This window comes from Acinetobacter sp. 5862, from assembly GCF_024494585.1.
In the GTDB taxonomy this organism is placed as follows: domain Bacteria; phylum Pseudomonadota; class Gammaproteobacteria; order Pseudomonadales; family Moraxellaceae; genus Acinetobacter.
Map to the genome: position 1 here is coordinate 29396 of NZ_JANHGP010000043.1, position 18358 is coordinate 47753.

The window sequence follows — 18358 nt, forward strand, 5'->3', positions numbered from 1 at the left end:
ACTCCTAAATCCACAAGGACACAACAAGGTCAATCAGCTTGATCACAATAAACGGAAAGATCACCCCACCTACACCGTAAATCAGCATATTACGGCGTAACAATTGCAGCGCACTGGCAGGTTTGAATTGAACGCCTTTGAGTGCCAATGGAATCAACATTGGAATAATCAAGGCATTAAAGATCAAAGCGGAAATCACCGCACTGCTCGGGCTACTCAATTGCAAAATATTCAGTACCCCAAGTTGTGGAATTGCCACAGCGAATAATGCAGGTAAAATCACAAAATACTTAGACACGTCATTGGCTAACGAGAATGTGGTTAACGCTCCACGGGTGATGAGTTGCTGCTTACCAATTTCGACCACATCTAGCAATTTGGTTGGATCAGAATCTAAATCCACCATATTGCCTGCTTCTTTGGCAGCCTGAGTACCTGAATTCATAGCTAAACCAATATCTGCCTGTGCCAAGGCAGGTGCATCGTTAGTACCATCACCGACCATTGCGACCAATTTTCCTGCTGCTTGCTCATTACGAATGCACGCCAATTTATCCTCAGGTCTCGCTTCCGCAATATAGTCATCTACCCCTGCTTCGGCCGCAATCGCAGCAGCAGTCAATGGATTGTCTCCCGTGACCATAATGGTTTTGATGCCCATTTCACGTAAAAGTGCAAAGCGTTCTTTAATGCCTTGTTTAATCACATCTGAAAGTTCAATCACGCCTAAAATATTATGATTCGAAGCAACCACAAGCGGTGTCGCACCTTTAGAAGCGACTTGTTCCACACGGGTTTTAAGCTCAATATTGTCTTTGATTTCTTGGTTGGTAAAGTTAAGAATAGCATCGACTGCACCTTTACGAATCGTTTGTCCTGTGACCAAGTCCACCCCAGATAAACGTGTTGAGGCACTAAACTGGATGAACTCAGCATCTTTCGGCTCTTGAATACATTCGCCTAACTCTTTGCCAAGGCTGATGACCGACTTACCTTCAGGCGTTGGGTCAGCAAAAGAGGTCAGCATGGCTGCTTGGCGCAATTCACTTGGCGTTACACCTGCCAATGGATAAAAGGCGGTCGCTTGGCGATCTCCATAGGTGATCGTGCCTGTTTTATCCAACAGCAACACATCAATATCACCTGCAACTTCAACCGCTTTCCCTGATTTTGCTAAGACATTGGCTTTTAAAGCACGATTCATTCCCGCAATCCCGATTGCTGGGAGCAAGCCGCCAATCGTAGTTGGAATCAAACAGACCAACAGTGCAATCAGTAAGACGATACTGATTTTGATCCCGACCATAGATCCAATAACAGGTAAAGTCAGCACCACCACAATAAAGGTGATGGTCATAATATTGAGTAATATACTCAATGCGATCTCATTTGGTGTCTTTTGACGGTTGGCACCTTCCACCAAGGCAATCATACGGTCTAAGAAGCTATGCCCTGCTTCATTACTGACTCGAATAATAATTTTATCGGACAAAACCTTAGTTCCGCCAATCACCCCTGAACGGTCAGTATTGGCTTCACGCAGTACGGGTGCAGATTCACCTGTAACGGCTGATTCATTGATCGTGGCAAAACCCTGAATAATCTCACCATCCGCAGGAATAATTTCACCTGCCTTGACAACGACAAGATCATCTTTTTTGAGTAGGTTTGCGGAAATCACAGTCGGCACAGCATTTAAATAGAGAATTCGATTTGCGGTTAAGTTTTCACGCGCCTGACGTAAAGATGCAGCTTGTCCACGTCCCTTGGCTTCTGCAACCGCCTCGGCATAATTAGCAAATAAGACCGTGACCAATAAAATCAAACTTAGGACTAAGCCAAAACCAAAACTGGCATTACCCATCAAAGTGGCAACAAGGGTTAAAACTGTTCCTACCCACACACATGCCATCACTGGATTTTTAAACGCGTGTTGAGGCAGCAATTTATGGAAAGTTTGCTGAATAATTTCTTTATTCAAGATATCCATCTGTTGTGTCGCATTTGAATGTTTCATTGTGCTTGCTCCACGCTTAAACTTTTATCGACAAATAGTCAGCAATTGGCCCAATCACCAACACTGGCATGAATTGCAACAAGGTCAGAATCAACACGATCCCGATTAAAGTCAGGGCAAAGGTTGGAGATTCGATCTGTAAAGAACCTTTGCTTTCGGCTGCTTGCGGTTTGGTTGCTAAACTCACTGCAATCAAAACAGGAATAATCAATACGCTATAACGCCCTGCCAATAACGCCACACTGGCACTTAGGTTCCACCAAAGCGTGCTATCACCTAAACCTTCAAAGCCCGAACCATTATTGGCATAGGCAGAAACATACTCATAAAACACTTGGCTAATGCCATGAAAAGCTGGATTTGAACTCCCTGTCATGGATGGAAAGGCAATCGCGATGGCCGTCAAACTCAGAATCACTACAGGCTGTAATAGAATCACCAACGCTAATAACTTAATTTCAGTGACTTCAATTTTTCGACCAAATAGTTCAGGAGTACGCCCTGTCATCAAACCTGCGATAAATACGGCAAGAAACAGGTAAATAAAGAACTGTAATAGCCCACAACCAATCCCGCCCCAAATGGCATTAATCAGCATATTGCACAGTTCAACCAATCCCGTGAGTGGTGAAGCCGAGTCATGCATCATATTGACTGAGCCGTTATTGACTTGTGTAGTCAAGCTTCCCCACAGTGCGGATGCCTCAGCACCAAAACGGGTTTCCTTGCCTTCCATCCATGCCATATTGGGAATTAATGAGGATTTTTCTGTCCACAGAGTGAATACTGTTGAAGACAGTGACATCAACAACATGCTGCCAAAAATCATCCACATCAGTTTTTTGCGTTGAATAAAACGCCCAACCATAAACACCGCAGAAAGTGGAATCAGTAAAATTGCTATCATCTCAATCACATTCGACAATGGTGTTGGATTTTCTAAAGGCACAGTACTGTTTGGTCCATACCACCCACCACCATTACTACCAAGTTGTTTAATCGCCACCATCGGTGCAACGGGACCCAATGGGATATGCTGAGTTTTGACTTCTGTGCTTTGCTCTAAAACTTGCGCTGTAGGGCCCGCAGACAGCGTTGATGGAACACCTTGGAAAGTGAGCAGCAAAGAAAAAATAAATCCTAGAGGAATGAAGAATCGAAATAAGGGGCGGATGATATCCATCCAATAATTGCCCAGATTAATGCGATTCCATTTGTTTTGTTCTGAGTCTTCTGCTTGGGCGGATTGTAAAAATAATGCTCTTAACATAGCCACCAATAAGGCAAGCCCCATAATCGGCGACAAATATTGCAATCCTACAATCACCGTCATTTGCGATAGATAAGACAGTTGCGCTTGCCCTGAATAATGCTGTTGGTTGGTATTGGTCAGGAAAGAAATTGTGGTGTGTAAAGCCAAGTCCCAATTCATATTAGGAATATGATCTGGGTTCAAGGGTAACCAAGCTTGAGTCATTAAAATAGCGACACTTGCCCCAAGCAATAAAATATTGCTCAGAACAAAAGCACCCAAATATTGTCGCCAGTTCATCCCGCTGCGCTTGACGCCGAGTAGCGCATAAATCGGTTGCTCAATCCATTTAAACAAAGCGTCACTTTTCATTGGTTTGGCTTGCATTACATCCGCAAGATAGTGTCCGAGCGGATAAGCCAACAACAATGAAAAGAAAAATACAGTAATAAATTCCCACATAGCAAATGCCATTTAAAATAGGTCAGCTTTAGTATGGAAATTGAGAGCGTAAATTCTCTATATTGAAAAAACCAGTAGACGTAAATTTTGCGTAAAATTATTCCTAAACTCTTCTCTGTAATGCCAAAGAATGCTTTAAAAAAAATTATGGAGAAAAATTTCTTAATTTTTACAAAAAATCTTTGACCTTATTAAAAAAAATTAAAAAGAAATGCAAAAACAAAATACCTTGAATTATTAGTAATACTTTATATTTATCAATATATTACCAACAAAACACAAATGCATACAAATTTAAATAGCATTTTTTTGTGCATTTTCATGTAATCAATCGTACTGAGTAGTTCATTTAGAACATTTACTCTTATTTTAATTATGGTATTTTTGTTACATGAAGCTATAGCCAATCATAGTTTCGTCAATACTTAGAATCTTGAAGTTCAAGGAAAGATTTAAAATGAAATTAAAATATCTTAGCACTGCCATGATCTTAGCGACGCTACCTGCAACTGGAGCTTTTGCAGCAGCACTGGATCGTTCAGGTCAGTCAATGTCTGCTTTTTTCCAACCAGGTAACTATTTTGAAGCTGGTCTTTCGGTTCTAGATGCAGATGTTTCAGGAACAACTAAAGCCAATTACCCGAATGCTGCGCTACCATTACTCTCCAATACTAGTGTTGGTGAAATGGCTGATTCTTATCAGTTTGCTCATGCAGCACTAAAATTACAACTTGCTGACCAACTTTCATTTGGTTTGATTTATGATCAACCATTTGGAGCAAAAGCAACCTATTCAACTGATACAGCAAAATTACCTGCTGCGCTTCCTGGTGCCGCTGCTGCACTTCAAGGACAAGGTGCATTTCATAATGGCACTCAAGGAACTTCTGTAGAAGTTGAAACTCAGAACCTTTCTATGATTCTTGGTTTTCAACCAAATAAAAATTTAAACTTTTATGCTGGTCCAGTCTACCAAACTGTAAAAGGTAATATTCAACTCCGTGGTACTGCTTACGGTGGTTCTGCAACTTTCGGTGGATATAACGCAGATATCAAAGAAACTGGAGATATCGGTTGGTTAGCTGGTGCTGCATATCAAATTCCAGAAATTGCATTAAAAGCATCTGTAACCTATCGTTCTGAAATTAAACACTCAACTGATGCAAAAGAAAGTTTTAGCTCTCTTGGATTATTTGCTGGCTTAAATGCAATTCCAGCCAAAGAAACAGATATTACAACACCTCAATCTGTTAACCTTGATTTACAAACAGGGATCATGGCGGATACTGTTGCATTCGCAAACGTACGCTGGGTGAACTGGAAAGACTTCGCTGTACGCCCTTATAAATTCGGTGTGGCATCAACACAAGCAGCTGTTGTGGCATCAACTGGGAAAAAAGATGGTTTTGATCTCGTAGCTTATACTGATGATCAATGGTCAGTAACTACTGGTGTTGGACGTAAGCTTAATGAACATTGGGCTGGTAACGTCTCTGTAGGTTGGGACTCAGGTGCAGGTAACCCTGTGACCACATTAGGACCAACAGAAGGATATTGGAATGTTGGTTTAGGTATCCAATATAGCCCTGCTCCCAACTACTTTATTGCTGGTGGGGTAAAATATTTTTGGTTGGGAGATGCTAAAGCTCAATCAGGTTCTCAATTTAATACGCCTAACTACGTAGCTGAGTTTGAAAATAATGATGCGATCGCTTATGGTTTGAAAATTGGTTATAAATTCTAATAAATAGCAAAAAATAAAAGGCGCTTCTAAGCGCCTTTTATTTTTAAATTTCCTTTACCTTTCATAAAAAGCTTAGAAATTTTAATTATTCTGGAATATCGCGTTGTGAAACAGCACGAATCGCCTGTTTTAGTGCCTCATAGCCATGCAAAGGTGGAAACTGTGGGAATTCAGCAATCACATTTGCTGGCGCATCAAATAAGAAACCATGATCCGCTTCACCCAACATAGTTGTATCATTATAAGAGTCACCTGCAGCAATCACACGGAAATTTAAACCATGTAATGCTTTCACCGCCTGACGCTTCTGATCAGGCTGGCGTAATTTATATGCCGTAATCATGCCATTTTCATCAGTTTCAAGTTTGTGACAGAAAATCGTTGGCCAACCCAGTTGTTTCATCAATGGATGTGCAAACTCATAAAAAGTATCAGATAAAATAATCAGTTGAAAATGTGTACGTACCCATTCAACAAATTCTTTTGCACCTTCAAATGGTCCCATATCAGCAATCACAGCTTGAATATCATTTAAACCCAAACCATGCTCTTTTAAAATGTTTAAACGTTGAGTCATTAAAACATCATAATCTGGAATATCGCGCGTCGTCGCTTCTAATTCTTTAATTCCTGTTTTCTTGGCAAAGTTAATCCAGATTTCTGGTACAAGTACCCCTTCAAGGTCTAGGCATACGATTTCCATGAATGCATCCAATGTTGATTAAAAATTGCTGTATCATACCATTAAGATTTTCATTTTTTGCGCTGTTGTTAAATAAAACGATTTTATTCTGCAAGATTAAAATCGAAGATAAGCAAATGGCTTTGCTTAGAATGATTTACAATTGTACCCAAGCCTTTCGCCAGGAACACCTATGACTGTTATTCCGACTATTGACCTTGTAGATGCGCTCGCTGCTGAATATTCAGATAAATCACCACGAGAAATTTTAGAGCTTGCTTTAAGCCAAGAAGGCGAAATTGCAATTTCATTTTCTGGTGCTGAAGATGTTGTATTAATTGATATTGCTTCGCGTCTTGGTAAACCATTCCGTGTATTTAGTTTAGATACAGGGCGTTTACATGCAGAAACCTATCAATTTATTGAAACTGTGCGTAAACATTACAATATTAAGATCGAAATTTGCTTCCCTGAATCCGCTGCTGTACAGCAGTTGGTAAATGAAAAGGGGTTGTTTAGCTTTTTTGAAGATGGTCATCAGGAATGCTGTGGCGTTCGTAAAGTACAACCTTTACGTAAAAAATTAGCGACTTTGGATGGTTGGATTACAGGTCAACGTAAAGATCAAAGTCCAGGCACACGTAATGAGATTCCCGTGGTTCAAGCGGATGTTGGATTTTCAGGTGAAGGCAAGCAATTGATTAAATATAATCCGCTTGCAAATTGGAGCAGTGCAGATGTATGGAGTTATATTCGAATGATGGAAATTCCATATAACCCGCTACACGAACGTGGTTTTATTTCAATTGGTTGTGAACCATGTACTCGTGCTGTATTACCAAACCAACATGAACGTGAAGGTCGTTGGTGGTGGGAAGAAGCAACTCATAAAGAGTGCGGATTACACTCGGGTAATCTGAAAAAATAATTCCTAGCAGATTTGGTATATAAAAACCACTGATTCATCAGTGGTTTTATTTTTTCTGACTCGTGTGTACAAAGTCATATTTTAACCAGACCAAACCGTATATACTTCACACAACGGTTCAATAATTCTAATAAGAGCTCAAAGAGTATCTTATAAAAAATGCAATGAGAGGCTATATCTGCTATGCGCCCATTACACCCTATTGATTTTATTTTTCTTTCATTAGAGAAAAGACAGCAACCTATGCATGTAGGGGGATTATTTTTATTTGAAATCCCAGAAAATGCATCTCCGACATTCGTGCATGATCTTGTTCAAGATATCCGTCAATCGAAGAGTATTCCGGTTCCTCCATTTAACAATCAACTGACAGGATTATTCTGGGGTGAAGATCCTGAATTCGATATCGATCATCATTTCCGTCATATTGCGTTACCAAATCCAGGGCGTATTCGTGAACTATTGGTCTATATTTCACAGCAACACAGTTCCTTGATTGACCGTGCTAAACCACTATGGACATGCGACATTATTGAAGGCATTGAAGGCAATCGTTTTGCAATGTATTTCAAAATTCACCATGCGATGGTGGATGGTGTTGCAGGAATGCGATTGATCGAAAAATCACTCTCCAAAGACCCAAATGAAAAGCATGTCGTACCATTATGGTGTGTCGAAGGGAAGCGAACTAAACGCTTAAAGGCACCCAAGGCCCCTACTGCAAGTAAAATCAGAGGAGTCTTGGATACGATTAAATCACAGTGTGAAGTTGCACCTAAAGTGATGCACGAACTTTCACAAACCTTATTTAAGGAAATCGGGAAAAATCCTGATTATGTCTCAACATTTCAAGCACCACCATCGATCTTAAACCAACGTGTGAGTTCTTCTCGCCGTTTTGCTGCACAATCTTTTGAGTTGGAACGTTTCCGCCTTATCGCTAAAACACTTGGTGTAACACTCAATGACGTAGTACTAGCAGTTTGCTCTGGTGCATTACGTGAATATTTGATTAATCAAAATAGTTTGCCCAAAAAACCTTTGATTGCGATGGTTCCTGCTTCATTGCGTACCGATGATTCTGATTTCAGCAATCGTATTACCATGATTTTGGCAAACCTAGCCACTCATATTGCAGACCCAATTGAACGTTTAGAAATTATTCGCCGTAGCGTACAGAATTCAAAGCAGCGTTTTAACCGCATGACTGCAAATGAAATCCTGAACTATAGTGCATTAGTCTATGGACCAGCAGGTTTAAACATCGCTTCAGGAATGTTACCGAAACGTCAGGCATTTAATCTAGTGATTTCGAATGTACCAGGTCCACGTGAACCATTATATTGGAATGGCGCAAAATTGGATGCGCTCTACCCTGCTTCAATCGTCATGGATGGCCAAGCACTAAATATTACAATGACAAGTTATTTAGATAAGTTAGAAGTAGGTTTGATTGCATGTCGTAATACGGTGCCAAAAATGCAAACTCTTCTCGCTCATCTAGAAGATGAAATTCAACGCTATGAGCAAGTCATTCAAGATCAGCCACAACAGAAAGTTGTAAATTAAGCATCGTACTGAAAAGAATTAAGGGGCTTTCAATCGCCCCTTATTTTTTAATTGTACGACAACGCTGTAATAGTTGATGGCAGGCTAAACGGATCATTGCCGTAGTAATTTGGACCTCTTTACCTTGGCTATCAACCATATAACATGTATTGACTGGATTACTGTCTAAAACATGCTTAAAACCATGATTCACTAATCTTTCGCTCACATTCATAATTATATACCTCATATTATTTGCTAAGGTACTCAAGATACCTATGGCTCATTCTATGGTTCTAGTATTTAAAATTCATGATAGAAAGTAAAATTTCAGTTGTAACAAGGATTAAGCGAAATTTTGTTACAACTTTAGCTCAGAATGATATCGTATTGCTCTTGCGTATATAAATTTTCGACCTGAAATTTAATCACGCGATTAATGAAATGTTCCAGATCGGCCACGGCTGGGGCTTCTGCCGTTAATAAACGATCAATCACTGCTGGATGTGCAACGACAGTAAAGCCACTCTTGGAATCAAATGCACGGGCATAACGCAAAATTTCTCGAAATATCTCGTAACATACTGTCTCTGCGGTCTTCACATATCCACGTCCCTGACAAGTTGGGCATGACTCACATAATAAATGTTCTAAAGACTCACGTGTACGTTTACGTGTCATTTCAACCAAGCCTAACTCTGAAACTTGGGTGATTTTTGTTTTGGCATGATCACGTTCAAGCATACGTTCAAACTGACGCATGACCTCTTGTCGATGCTCAAGCTCTTGCATGTCAATAAAATCAATAATGATAATGCCACCCAAATTACGTAGACGAAGTTGTCTCGCAATGACTTGTGTCGCTTCCATATTGGTTTTAAATACCGTGTCTTCTAAACTACGGCCACCCACATAAGAGCCTGTATTCACATCAATGGTGGTCATGGCTTCAGTCTGATCTATCATCAGATAGCCGCCTGACTTAAGTGCGACACGGGTCTGCAACGCTTTTTGAATATCTTCTTCGACGTTATACAAATCGAAAAGTGGCTTTTCGCCGGGATAGTGAATCAGACGATTTTCAATCGTTGGCACAAACTCAAGCACAAACTCACTTAACTTGGCATGAATCTCACGAGAATCGACATAAATTTTTGCGGTTTCATCACTGGCTAAATCACGGACAATTCGTTGTGGTAAAGGTAATTCTTCAAAAATAAGTTCAGGTGTCGCAACTTCTTTTTGCTTACGTTGAATATACTCCCAAAGCTTACTCAGATAACACATATCTTGTGCAATCGCAGCTTCATCTACACCTTCCGCTGCGGTGCGAACGATCACACTACCCGGTAAGCTGTGTTCGGTCTGAATGCGTTCAATCATGCTACGAAGTCGATCACGCTCTTCTTCTGATTCAATGCGTTGTGATACACCGATATGATTACCATAAGGCATTAATACTAGATAACGTGATGGGATAGAAAGATCTGTGCTTAGACGTGCACCTTTAGTTCCCAACATGTCTTTCATCACTTGAACCGTCAACATCTGTCCCGGATGCAGAAGCTCGAAAACATTTGGGGTAGGTTGCGAACGTGACCAGACCATATCATTGATATGTAAAAAAGCAGTCCGAGACAATCCAATATCAACAAAAGCAGCTTGCATACCCGGCAGTACACGTACCACTTTACCTTTATAAATATTACCCACTAAACCACGTTTTACAGTACGCTCAACAAATAATTCATTGACCGTACCATTTTCAATCAACGCCACACGACACTCCATCGGTGTGACGTTAATTAGCAATTCTTCTGCCATAATCCACTCAAAATTTTATAAAAATTCTTATATCCGAAAGTGTCTACTTTAAATTTTAACGCTTTCTAATAACAGTGCTGTTTCGTACAACGGTAAACCGACCACATTACTATAACTCCCCCGAATTTGGGGAATATATTGAGCTGCGATCCCTTGGATTGCATACGCCCCTGCTTTTCCAACAGGTTCACCCGTTGCCCAATATTTTTCCATTTCGGTATGACTTAACTGTTGCAACTCGACTTGAGTTCTAACCACTTTACTTAAGCATTGGACAGAGCTTGCCACACAAATTCCAGAGTACACATCATGCCATTGCCCAGAAATTGTTGACCAGATTTCAAATGCGTGCTGCTTTGATTGTGGTTTTCCAATGATCTTACCTGCAAAACTTAAACTGGTATCCGCAGCAATCACAATTGCATCAGGAAATAAACCTAGAACAGCATGTGCCTTTGCTCTCGCCAATCGTTCAACATAGTGTTCAACAATTTCACTTTCTCGGACACTTTCATCGATATCTGGACTGTATATTTCAAAGTCCATACCTAACTGTTGTAGCAGTTCTTTGCGACGAGGTGAACTCGAAGCTAAAATTATACGCGCCATTTTTGTAAGCAGTAATAAACCATCGGCCATCCTATCACGCTACTAACAAGCGGTTGCCAATGTCGCGCTATTGAAAAATGTGTACTCGATATTGTTTGACTCATCCACAAAAAGGTTAAGTGTGCAATAATTGCAAGTACAGCGATTACCCATGAGTTCGCGAAAGTTAAAATTCGACGTTCACGAATAAAATAACGCGTACCAAACGTAATCAAAACAAAACTTAGTGCATTTAAACCCAAAGGCGCATCTAACAATAAATCAGTGAAAATCCCCACTCCAAAGGCGAACCAAACCCCGCACCAACTAGGTTGATAAAGAATCCAGAACAGCATTGTCATCAACATAATTGATGGTCGCCATCCTGAAGCTTCGTAAGCAATGGGATAAACTAAAAGAACTGACCCGATAATAATTGAGATGATAATCATCCAAAGTGGATCTTTGCGTTTTTCGAAACTCAATCTAGCGATCGGCATAAGGTTGCTCCTGCGCTAAAGATTCTGAAAATAACACCACCACATGATGACCACTGGCAAGCTGTGCCGCAGGAATAACATCAATTTCTGCAAACTCACCTGAAGTATGACGGCTAACCTTAGAAACAGTACCCACCAAATAGCCCGCAGGAAAATGTTCGCCCAAACCCGAACTAAATACTTTATCGCCCACTTGGATGTTGGCGCTCGTCGGAACATATTCCATTTTTAGGCGACCTAAATCACCTGTTCCAGATACAATCGCTCGCATCCCCGTACGCTCTAAGCGAACAGACAATGAATGTTCTTTATCGGAAAGCAACATGACGCGTGAACTATGCGGATAGACATCAACCAACTGCCCCATAATCCCTTTATCATCGAGAACAGTTTGTCCAACTTTTAAGTGATCCACAGAGCCACGGTTAATGATAATAATATGGCGTAATGGGTCGGCATCTGTTCCAATCACTTCTGCAATTTGCATACGACCATCAATAATCAATGGCGTATCCAAAAGCCCCCTTAAACGGTTATTTTCCGCGGAGAGTTCTGAAAGTTTTTGGAGTCGAACTTGAGCTTGAAGGAGTTCAGCCTGCATTGCGGTATTTTCACGGCGCAATTGAGTTTCAGATTTGGTTTGTTGGTTCAGCCATTCTCGCGACAGTACAGGATAACTTGCCAGCGCATAAATTGGATTATACGCTGCATACAAGACATCTCTTGCAGGTTGAATCACATAAGGCATGCGCCAATCAAAGAAAAGCACCACCAAACATGAAATAACCGCAATAATAAATGAGCGAAAAGATGGCGGTTGTCTTGAAAAAAGATTCGGTTGCACCGCCTAGTCCTTATGATTTAGCCAACAAAAAGCATGTCATGGTTCGGATTATCAAAGAACTCTAAGACTTTACCGCCACCACGCGTGACGCAAGTTAAAGGATCATCCGCAACAATCACAGGTAGACCTGTTTCTTGCGCCAGTAGTTTATCAAGGTTACGCAACAACGCACCACCACCTGTCAACACAATACCACGCTCTGCAATATCCGAAGATAGTTCAGGTGGGGTTTGTTCAAGTGCAGATTTTACAGCGCTGACAATACTTTGTAATGGGTCAGCAATCGCTTGTGAGATTTCATCAGAAGTGACGGTAATCGCACGGGGTACACCCTCTGCCAGATTACGGCCACGCACTTCAATCTCAAGGGTTTTGCCATCAGCAATCGCCATACCCACTTCTTTCTTGATCACTTCGGCCGTGGTTTCCCCAATCACGCAACCATGCGCTTTACGCACATAATTGATAATTTGCTCATCAAATACATCGCCACCGATACGTAATGAATCGGCATAAACACAGCCTTGTAATGAAATGATCGCAATCTCGGTCGTACCGCCACCCACATCAACCACCATCGAACCACATGCTTGTTCGACTGGCATACCTGCACCAATCGCTGCAGCCATTGGCTCTTCAATTAAACGGACATCACGCGCGCCTGCATTAAATACAGCCTCACGAATCGCACGACGTTCAACTAAAGTCGATTTACATGGGACACACACCACAACACGCGGTGCTGGTGGAAATAAACGCTTTTCATGTACTTTACCGATAAACTGATTCAACATGGTCTCAGTGACTTCAAAATCGGCAATCACACCGTCTTTCATCGGACGAATCGCTGAAATATTCGCTGGTGTACGACCTAACATTTGTTTAGCATCAAGACCAACAGCAGCAACAATTTTTTGCGAACCGCTATGACGAATCGCCACAACAGTCGGTTCATTTAATATAATGCCACGGCCTGGTGCATAAATAAGTGTATTTGCCGTACCTAAATCAATGGCTAAATCCGGCGAAAACAAGCCAATTAGTCGTTTTAGAATCACGGGGGCGTTCTCAATTAAACTTTGTATGGATGCAAGGTGGCAACTTTAACGAAATGTGATGCTTTGAACAAGTCAATCGCTTATTATAACGCACGATATTTTGCAATTTTTTGATACTGAATTAGGTAAAGTTATGTCTACATCATCAGATGCTCAGCAGACAACGGACTTAAATGCACAGACCGTTTCAGCGATTGCACATCTTGCTCGCTTGTCTCTAAATGACACGCAATCTACTGAATATGCTCAAAGTTTAAATAAAATTCTTGGCATGATGGAAAGCCTAAAAGGCATTAATACCGATAACGTTGAGCCTTTGAAAAGTCCTTTTGATAATCCGCAACCTTTACGTGCTGATATTGTAAGTGAAAGCAACCATCGTGATGAATATCAAGCGGTCGCTCCTGCAACAGAAGCAGGCTTGTACCTTGTACCTCGCGTAATTGAATAATTTCTATTCGATTAATCAATATTTTATATTTAGAATGTAAAGAAATTTTTCATATGACAGATTTACATCGCTTATCAATCCGTGAACTCTCTGAAGGGCTAAAACAAGCTCAATTTTCATCACGCGAATTGACCGAACATTATTTAAAACGTATTGCCAAAATTGACCCGAAAGTAAAAAGTTATGTAACGGTGACAGCAGAACAAGCACTTATTGAAGCTGATGCTGCTGATGTTGCACTTAAGTCAGGTCATGCACATGCGTTGGCAGGTATTCCTCTTGCACACAAAGACATTTTTTGTACCCAAGGCATTAAAACCACTGCCGGTTCAAAAATGTTGGATAACTTCATTTCACCTTACGATGCGACCGTCGTTGCCAAAGCCAAAGCTGCAGGTCTTGTGACTTTAGGTAAGGTGAATATGGATGAATTCGCAATGGGTTCAACCTCTGAAAGTTCATATTTTGGCGCAACAGGTAACCCGTGGGCATTAGATCATGTCCCAGGTGGTTCATCAGGGGGTTCCGCTGCGGCTGTTGCTGCGGACTTAGCTCCGATTGCAACAGGTACGGATACTGGTGGTTCAATTCGCCAACCAGCTTCATTCTGCGGCTTAACAGGCTTAAAACCGACCTATGGTCGTGTATCACGCTTCGGTATGATTGCATATGCCTCTTCACTCGATCAAGGCGGTCCAATGGCACGTTCTGCGGAAGACTGTGCATATTTGATGAATGTGATTGCAGGTCATGATGCCAAAGACTCAACTTCAGTGAATAAAGAGGTTGACGATTACGTTGCTAACTTGAATGGCACAGCAGTCAAAGGTTTACGCATTGGTATTCCAAAGCAATACTTCAATGTGGCAGGTTTAGACGCCGATGTAAAAGCACGCGTTGAAGAGTCATTGAAAAAATTAGAGGAAATGGGCGCAATCTTGGTTGAGATTGATCTCAACATGACTGAAGCCTATGTACCGACTTACTACCTGATCGCCCCTGCGGAAGCTTCTTCGAACCTGTCACGTTTTGATGGTGTACGCTATGGCTACCGTTGTGAAAATCCAGTGGATTTAATGGACTTGTACAAACGCTCACGTTCAGAAGGTTTTGGTGCTGAAGTACAACGTCGTATCCTGATCGGGACGTATGCCCTGTCTGCGGGTTACTACGATGCCTACTATGTCAAAGCACAAAAAGTACGTCGTTTGATTCAGCAAGATTTCTTGAAAGCATTTGAAAATGTTGACGTGATTGCTGCACCATCTGCACCAACCACAGCCTATAAGATCGGTGCAAACCTCAGTCCGACTGAAATGTATTTAGGTGATATCTATACCCTTGCAGTGAACTTGGCAGGTCTGCCTGCGATCAACGCACCTGTTGGTTTCGATAAAGACAGCTTGCCTGTGGGCTTACAGTTGATCGGTAACTACTGGTCAGAATCACAATTGCTTTCGATTGTGCATCAATATCAACAAAATACAGACTGGCATACCAAACGTGCGGCAATTGCTGAGGAGAATGCATAATGACTGAAGCTCAAAAGTTAAAGTTAATTGACGGTTGGGAAGTCGTTATCGGGATCGAGATCCATACTCAGTTGGCGACCAAGTCTAAAATCTTCTCAGGTTCATCGACTGAATTTGGTCAAGACCCAAATACACAAGCCAGCCTTGTTGATTTAGCCATGCCGGGCGTATTGCCTGTATTGAATGCCGAAGTGGTTGATCTTGCAATTCGCTTTGGTTTGGGTATTGATGCCTATATCGACCAAGCATCTGTGTTTGCGCGTAAAAACTACTTCTATCCAGATTCGCCAAAAGGCTATCAAATCAGCCAAATGGACAATCCGATTGTGGGCTTGGGTCATATCGACATTCAACTGGAAGATGGTACGACCAAACGCATTGGCGTGACCCGTGCCCATCTTGAAGAAGATGCAGGTAAATCGATTCATGACCAATTCGAAGGTATGTCGGGTATCGACTTAAACCGTGCGGGCACACCATTGCTTGAAATCGTATCTGAGCCAGATATGCGTTCGGTTGAAGAAGCGGTTGCTTATATCAAGTCGATTCACACGCTTGTACGCTGGTTAGGTATTTCTGACGGTAACATGGCAGAAGGTTCGTTCCGTGCCGACTGTAACGTGTCACTTCGTCGTCCGGGTCAGCCTTTTGGTACACGCTGCGAATTGAAAAACCTCAACTCATTCCGTTTCATCGAGCAAGCGATCAATGTTGAAATTGAACGTCAAATGGAAATTTTGGAAGATGGCGGCACGATCGACCAAGAAACCCGTTTGTTCGATCCGAACAAGATGGAAACCCGTTCCATGCGCTCGAAAGAAGAAGCGAACGACTATCGCTACTTCCCTGATCCAGACTTATTACCAGTGATCATTGCCGATGAGCAAATCGAAGCGGCACGTGCTGCGCTTCCAGAGTTGCCTGCTGCTCGCCGTGTCCGTTTTATGGCTGACTTCGGTGTAACTGAATACGATGCACATGTATTGACGCTGTCACGCGAAATGGCTGACTTCTACGAAGCTGTTGTCGCTGCTGCTGGCGGTGCTGCACAAGGTAAGGTGTCTGCAAACTGGGTGATGGGCGAATTCTCAGGTGCTTTAAACAAAGCAGGCCTAGAATTGGCGGACTCTCCTGTTTCTGCTGAGCAGTTGGGTGGTATGATTGCACGTATTGTTGACAATACCATTAACGGCAAAATCGCGAAGCAAGTGTTTGGCTTTATGTGGGAAGCAGAAGGAAAATCTGCGGATGATATTATTGCTGAAAAAGGCTTAAAGCAAGAAACTGATACAGGTGCGATTGAAGCGATTATCAAAGAAGTGCTTGCAGCCAATGAAAAAATGGTTGAAGAGTACAAGTCTGGTAAAGAAAAAGCCTTTAACGGTCTGGTTGGTCAAGTCATGAAAGCTGCAAAAGGTAAAGCTAACCCAGCTCAAGTGAATGAATTAATGAAGAAATTGATTGGTTGATTTATTGGCTAGTTAATTAATTTCATGATATAAAACCTCACTTAATGTGGGGTTTTATAATATTAACTAAAGGAATAAAATAATGAGTATCAAATTATATTTTAATGATTTAAATGAAAAAGAATTTCCAAACCTATCACTATTTAATGGTTATTTAGCAGTATTTACACCGACAAAATGGGATGATTACGGTTTTAAATCAACTTTTAATTTATCTCTTGTTAATTATTCTACAACTAGTCCTACCGCACGAACTATAGGACAAGTTAAAGTAGGTTTTGTTGGACAAAAACCGTCATCCTCGCCAATTTCAGGTCAATTTTATACAGAATATTTTTCCCGAGATATAGAAGGTCGTTTATTAGACAAACTACCTAATAATTTCTTTTCTTTACCTGAATATGATAGCTTTTATCAAGATATTGAAAACTATTTTTCAAATGATGAGGCTTTAATTACCAATTTTTATATGAAAATTAGAGAAACATTAAAAAATAATCTACAAACGAAAATTACAACCGAAGATTTTTTCAAATCATCCTTTCAAAGAACATTTTGTTTTTTGTCTCACGAAGAGTTTTTATGGCTATATCACCAAACACGCCCTATGAAAATTTTTCAAGAACAAATCTCTCAAGCTAATAAAATAGTATCTATTAAATATAACGGTTTTCTTAATGAAGATGTATTTATTATGCTACATGGATTCTTGATAGCTACGTTAGAAAACTATTTATCAACAACATTTATTAAAACAGTATTAGGTGATAATGAACTTATTCTCAAACAAGCAACCCGTGATGGCAAAGTTAAGGATACGAAATTTAAGATTGAAGAATTACCTAATTGGCAAAATACATTAAAGGAAAAAGTAAAAAAATCATTAGAAGAAATGTCATTCCATAACATTGAAGCAGTGATGCCTCTTTTTATAAACGTTTTAAACTGCACACTTCCTGAAAATTTAAGTTGGTTGATTGATGCTGTAAAAATTCGACATGATTGTGCACATAGGGCAGGCTATGACATTAATGGGAAAAAATTAAACATATCGAAAGATAATATTCTTGAGTTAATTGAAAAGCTAAATGAATTTGCGAAATCTATTGAAATACAAGTCAATGTAAATCCTAAATATTAACTAATTTTACATATTATCTCCCCCTTACTTACAAAGTGGCGTTAGCTATCTTTCTTTTAGTAAGGGGCTTAAAAAATCATAATTAACTCAAATACTTAACCCCCTAACAATATAACTATCAAAGATAGCACTCTATCACCAAACTCGAAGACTTAGAATGTATCCAACTTTCTAAATCTTTTATACGTGATTAAAAACTTTTCCCATTAGAATAGATACTACCTCACCAAACCCAACTTATTCGTAAGCGTCCGCTGAACACACCTTATGAATTCATCCTATAAGCCTTAATTTAGTCCCCACTTAAAAACAAGTGGG

Annotated in this window: 16 protein-coding genes; 7 read left to right on the forward strand and 9 right to left on the reverse strand. The window is 40.7% G+C overall.

The window, feature by feature from the left end; genetic code table 11:
• Positions 1–4 precede the first annotated feature (4 nt).
• A complete protein-coding gene (gene kdpB, locus NO346_RS07640) occupies positions 5–2017 on the reverse strand; it encodes a potassium-transporting ATPase subunit KdpB (protein WP_087535745.1) in 2013 nt (670 codons plus the stop codon).
• Between the two features lie 16 nt (positions 2018–2033).
• Positions 2034–3731, reverse strand: coding sequence for a potassium-transporting ATPase subunit KdpA (kdpA, locus tag NO346_RS07645; protein ID WP_087535778.1), 1698 nt, complete (start codon positions 3729–3731; stop codon positions 2034–2036).
• A gap of 457 nt (positions 3732–4188) precedes the next feature.
• Between kdpA and NO346_RS07650 the strand changes: the two genes are divergently transcribed.
• A complete protein-coding gene (locus NO346_RS07650; protein ID WP_256414786.1) occupies positions 4189–5475 on the forward strand; it encodes an OmpP1/FadL family transporter in 1287 nt (428 codons plus the stop codon).
• An 85-nt stretch (positions 5476–5560) separates the two neighbouring features.
• Here the strand turns inward: NO346_RS07650 and thrH are convergent, their stop codons facing one another.
• The gene (thrH, locus tag NO346_RS07655) at positions 5561–6178 is read right to left on the reverse strand and encodes a bifunctional phosphoserine phosphatase/homoserine phosphotransferase ThrH (RefSeq protein WP_256414787.1); all 618 of its coding nucleotides are present in this window, start codon (positions 6176–6178) and stop codon (positions 5561–5563) included.
• Between the two features lie 172 nt (positions 6179–6350).
• Here thrH and NO346_RS07660 point away from each other — a divergent pair, with 172 nt between their 5' ends.
• Positions 6351–7085, forward strand: coding sequence for a phosphoadenylyl-sulfate reductase (locus NO346_RS07660; protein ID WP_087535743.1), 735 nt, complete (start codon positions 6351–6353; stop codon positions 7083–7085).
• Between the two features lie 183 nt (positions 7086–7268).
• The gene (locus tag NO346_RS07665) at positions 7269–8654 is read left to right on the forward strand and encodes a wax ester/triacylglycerol synthase family O-acyltransferase (protein WP_256414788.1); all 1386 of its coding nucleotides are present in this window, start codon (positions 7269–7271) and stop codon (positions 8652–8654) included.
• Between the two features lie 40 nt (positions 8655–8694).
• Here NO346_RS07665 and NO346_RS07670 read toward each other — a convergent pair whose 3' ends face one another.
• From NO346_RS07670 to NO346_RS07695, 6 genes are all read right to left on the reverse strand, one after another.
• Positions 8695–8868 (reverse strand): PA1571 family protein, encoded by a 174-nt coding sequence (locus NO346_RS07670; RefSeq protein ID WP_004664584.1) that lies wholly within the window; start codon positions 8866–8868, stop codon positions 8695–8697.
• 134 nt (positions 8869–9002) lie between these two features.
• Complete coding sequence (gene rng, locus NO346_RS07675; RefSeq protein ID WP_256414789.1) at positions 9003–10457, reverse strand: ribonuclease G; 1455 nt, start codon at positions 10455–10457, stop codon at positions 9003–9005.
• A 48-nt stretch (positions 10458–10505) separates the two neighbouring features.
• Positions 10506–11066, reverse strand: coding sequence for a Maf-like protein (locus NO346_RS07680; protein WP_256414790.1), 561 nt, complete (start codon positions 11064–11066; stop codon positions 10506–10508).
• Positions 11054–11545 carry a rod shape-determining protein MreD gene (gene mreD, locus NO346_RS07685; RefSeq protein ID WP_249571427.1) on the reverse strand — a complete coding sequence of 164 codons (492 nt, stop codon included), beginning with the start codon at positions 11543–11545 and terminating at the stop codon, positions 11054–11056. Before mreD ends, NO346_RS07680 begins: the two co-directional genes overlap by 13 nt.
• Positions 11532–12389 (reverse strand): rod shape-determining protein MreC, encoded by an 858-nt coding sequence (gene mreC, locus NO346_RS07690; protein ID WP_256414791.1) that lies wholly within the window; start codon positions 12387–12389, stop codon positions 11532–11534. The genes mreD and mreC overlap by 14 nt, the downstream gene beginning before the upstream one ends.
• A 17-nt stretch (positions 12390–12406) precedes the next feature.
• Entirely contained in the window at positions 12407–13447 is a 1041-nt protein-coding gene (locus tag NO346_RS07695) for a rod shape-determining protein (RefSeq protein ID WP_371924536.1), read from the reverse strand.
• Between the two features lie 133 nt (positions 13448–13580).
• Between NO346_RS07695 and gatC the strand changes: the two genes are divergently transcribed.
• From gatC to NO346_RS07715, 4 genes are all read left to right on the forward strand, one after another.
• Positions 13581–13898, forward strand: coding sequence for an Asp-tRNA(Asn)/Glu-tRNA(Gln) amidotransferase subunit GatC (gene gatC, locus NO346_RS07700; RefSeq protein ID WP_004664595.1), 318 nt, complete (start codon positions 13581–13583; stop codon positions 13896–13898).
• A 53-nt stretch (positions 13899–13951) separates the two neighbouring features.
• The gene (gatA, locus tag NO346_RS07705) at positions 13952–15430 is read left to right on the forward strand and encodes an Asp-tRNA(Asn)/Glu-tRNA(Gln) amidotransferase subunit GatA (protein WP_256414792.1); all 1479 of its coding nucleotides are present in this window, start codon (positions 13952–13954) and stop codon (positions 15428–15430) included.
• Positions 15430–16899 carry an Asp-tRNA(Asn)/Glu-tRNA(Gln) amidotransferase subunit GatB gene (gene gatB / locus NO346_RS07710; protein ID WP_256414793.1) on the forward strand — a complete coding sequence of 490 codons (1470 nt, stop codon included), beginning with the start codon at positions 15430–15432 and terminating at the stop codon, positions 16897–16899. Before gatA ends, gatB begins: the two co-directional genes overlap by 1 nt.
• 82 nt (positions 16900–16981) lie before the next feature.
• The gene (locus NO346_RS07715) at positions 16982–18040 is read left to right on the forward strand and encodes a hypothetical protein (RefSeq protein ID WP_208727987.1); all 1059 of its coding nucleotides are present in this window, start codon (positions 16982–16984) and stop codon (positions 18038–18040) included.
• Positions 18041–18358: the final 318 nt, after the last annotated feature.

Coding starts and splice junctions, on each gene's coding strand:
- kdpB (WP_087535745.1), bottom strand. CDS start 2,017: ATGAAACATTCAAATGCGACACAACAGATGGATATCTTGAATAAAGAA.
- kdpA (WP_087535778.1), bottom strand. CDS start 3,731: ATGTGGGAATTTATTACTGTATTTTTCTTTTCATTGTTGTTGGCTTAT.
- NO346_RS07650 (WP_256414786.1), top strand. CDS start 4,189: ATGAAATTAAAATATCTTAGCACTGCCATGATCTTAGCGACGCTACCT.
- thrH (WP_256414787.1), bottom strand. CDS start 6,178: ATGGAAATCGTATGCCTAGACCTTGAAGGGGTACTTGTACCAGAAATC.
- NO346_RS07660 (WP_087535743.1), top strand. CDS start 6,351: ATGACTGTTATTCCGACTATTGACCTTGTAGATGCGCTCGCTGCTGAA.
- NO346_RS07665 (WP_256414788.1), top strand. CDS start 7,269: ATGCGCCCATTACACCCTATTGATTTTATTTTTCTTTCATTAGAGAAA.
- NO346_RS07670 (WP_004664584.1), bottom strand. CDS start 8,868: ATGAATGTGAGCGAAAGATTAGTGAATCATGGTTTTAAGCATGTTTTA.
- rng (WP_256414789.1), bottom strand. CDS start 10,457: ATGGCAGAAGAATTGCTAATTAACGTCACACCGATGGAGTGTCGTGTG.
- NO346_RS07680 (WP_256414790.1), bottom strand. CDS start 11,066: ATGGCGCGTATAATTTTAGCTTCGAGTTCACCTCGTCGCAAAGAACTG.
- mreD (WP_249571427.1), bottom strand. CDS start 11,545: ATGCCGATCGCTAGATTGAGTTTCGAAAAACGCAAAGATCCACTTTGG.
- gatC (WP_004664595.1), top strand. CDS start 13,581: ATGTCTACATCATCAGATGCTCAGCAGACAACGGACTTAAATGCACAG.
- gatA (WP_256414792.1), top strand. CDS start 13,952: ATGACAGATTTACATCGCTTATCAATCCGTGAACTCTCTGAAGGGCTA.
- gatB (WP_256414793.1), top strand. CDS start 15,430: ATGACTGAAGCTCAAAAGTTAAAGTTAATTGACGGTTGGGAAGTCGTT.
- NO346_RS07715 (WP_208727987.1), top strand. CDS start 16,982: ATGAGTATCAAATTATATTTTAATGATTTAAATGAAAAAGAATTTCCA.